Annotated in this window: 1 tRNA gene and 2 rRNA genes (1 of these 3 cut by a window edge); all 3 read left to right on the top strand. The window is 53.9% G+C overall.

What is annotated here, in order from left to right:
* Positions 1 to 1,990, top strand: a 23S ribosomal RNA gene (locus FHT79_RS31835); it begins 825 nt to the left of the window's first position.
* A gap of 211 nt (positions 1,991 to 2,201) precedes the next feature.
* A 5S ribosomal RNA gene (gene rrf / locus FHT79_RS31830) occupies positions 2,202 to 2,316 on the top strand.
* A gap of 107 nt (positions 2,317 to 2,423) precedes the next feature.
* Positions 2,424 to 2,500: transfer RNA gene (locus FHT79_RS31825), tRNA-Met, on the top strand.

Here is a 2,500-nt window from a genome sequence, read left to right as displayed (position 1 = left end):
AGGGGTGAAAGGCCAATCAAACTCGGAAATAGCTGGTTCTCCGCGAAATCTATTTAGGTAGAGCGTCGAGCGAATACCCCCGGGGGTAGAGCACTGGATGGGCTATGGGGACTCACCGTCTTACTGATCCTAACCAAACTCCGAATACCGGGGAGTACTACTCGGCAGACACACGGCGGGTGCTAACGTCCGTCGTGAAAAGGGCAACAACCCTAACCTCCAGCTAAGGTCCCCAAGTCATGGCTAAGTGGGAAAGGATGTGAGGATCCCAAAACAACCAGGATGTTGGCTTAGAAGCAGCCATCATTTAAAGAAAGCGTAACAGCTCACTGGTCTAAATAAGGGTCTTTGCGCCGAAAATGTAACGGGGCTGAAGCCATGCACCGAAGCTGAGGATTTGCGAGCAATCGCAAGTGGTAGCGGAGCGTTCCGTAAGCTGATGAAGGGAGACCTGTGAGGGCTCCTGGAGGTATCGGAAGTGCGAATGTTGACATGAGTAACGATAAAGAGGGTGAGAGACCCTCTCGCCGAAAGACCAAGGGTTCCTGCTTAAAGTTAATCTGAGCAGGGTTAGCCGGCCCCTAAGGCGAGGCAGAAATGCGTAGTCGATGGGAACCACGTTAATATTCGTGGGCCTGGTGGTAGTGACGGATTGCACAAGTTGTTCTGGTTTATTGGATTATCAGGGCAGCGGAGCGGTTCCAGGAAATAGCTCCACCGTATAGACCGTACCCGAAACCGACACAGGTGGTCAGGTAGAGTATACCAAGGCGCTTGAGAGAACTATGTTGAAGGAACTCGGCAAATTGCACGCGTAACTTCGGAAGAAGCGTGACCCCATTTTACGCAAGTATGATGGGGTGGCACAGACCAGGGGGTAGCGACTGTTTATCAAAAACACAGGGCTCTGCGAAGTCGCAAGACGACGTATAGGGTCTGACGCCTGCCCGGTGCTGGAAGGTTAAGAGGAGAGGTGCAAGCTTTGAATCGAAGCCCCAGTAAACGGCGGCCGTAACTATAACGGTCCTAAGGTAGCGAAATTCCTTGTCGGGTAAGTTCCGACCTGCACGAATGGCGTAACGACTTCCCCGCTGTCTCCAACATAGACTCAGTGAAATTGAATTCCCCGTGAAGATGCGGGGTTCCTGCGGTCAGACGGAAAGACCCCGTGCACCTTTACTATAGCTTTACACTGGCATTCGTGTCGGCATGTGTAGGATAGGTGGTAGGCTTTGAAGCGGGGACGCCAGTTTCCGTGGAGCCATCCTTGAAATACCACCCTTATCGTCATGGATGTCTAACCGCGGCCCGTCATCCGGGTCCGGGACAGTGTATGGTGGGTAGTTTGACTGGGGCGGTCGCCTCCGAAAGAGTAACGGAGGCGCGCGATGGTGGGCTCAGACCGGTCGGAAATCGGTCGTCGAGTGCAATGGCATAAGCCCGCCTGACTGCGAGACTGACAAGTCGAGCAGAGACGAAAGTCGGTCATAGTGATCCGGTGGTCCCGCGTGGAAGGGCCATCGCTCAACGGATAAAAGGTACGCCGGGGATAACAGGCTGATGACCCCCAAGAGTCCATATCGACGGGGTTGTTTGGCACCTCGATGTCGGCTCATCGCATCCTGGGGCTGGAGCAGGTCCCAAGGGTTTGGCTGTTCGCCAATTAAAGCGGTACGTGAGCTGGGTTCAGAACGTCGTGAGACAGTTCGGTCCCTATCTGCCGTGGGTGTAGGAATATTGACAGGATCTGTCCCTAGTACGAGAGGACCGGGATGGACATATCTCTGGTGGACCTGTTGTCCTGCCAAGGGCATAGCAGGGTAGCTATATATGGACGGGATAACCGCTGAAGGCATCTAAGCGGGAAACCCACCTGAAAACGAGTATTCCCTATCAGAGCCGTGGAAGACGACCACGTTGATAGGCCGGGTGTGGAAGTGCGGCAACGCATGAAGCTTACCGGTACTAATAGCTCGATTGGCTTGATCGTTCTCATTGACTATGCTCATCCCCCGGCGAAGGCTTTGCCTTCGTCCGGATCGATGAAGTAAGTAGTGAATAGGCAGTAGTGAGCAGTGAAAACTCTCGCGGCTGCCCTCACAAGCCTCAAAAGACGTGTTCAAAACAAACCACGACCGACTAGTCACTAACTAGTCACTCAGTGTACCAGCTTCTCAAATCAATAAGTTGCGCTTTGCCGACCTGGTGGTTATGGCGGGGTGGCTGCACCCGTTCCCATTCCGAACACGGCCGTGAAACGCCCCTGCGCCCATGGTACTTCGTCTTAAGACGCGGGAGAGTAGGTCGCTGCCAGGTCTGCAAATCGCAACTTATATCAATCAATCTTCTCAATCACGCCAAACGGCCCATAGCCGAGACAAAAGGGCCGCCCATAAAGCGGCCTTTTGTGTTAAATTATATCTCGCGGGGTGGAGCAGCCCGGTAGCTCGTCAGGCTCATAACCTGAAGGCCGCAGGTTCAAATCCTGCCCCCGCAACCA

The organism is Rhizobium sp. BK212, from assembly GCF_014197475.1.
GTDB lineage: Bacteria > Pseudomonadota > Alphaproteobacteria > Rhizobiales > Rhizobiaceae > Rhizobium > Rhizobium anhuiense.
The sequence above is the reverse complement of the archived record's forward strand: the minus strand, read 5'-3'. Positions and strand labels throughout refer to the sequence as shown.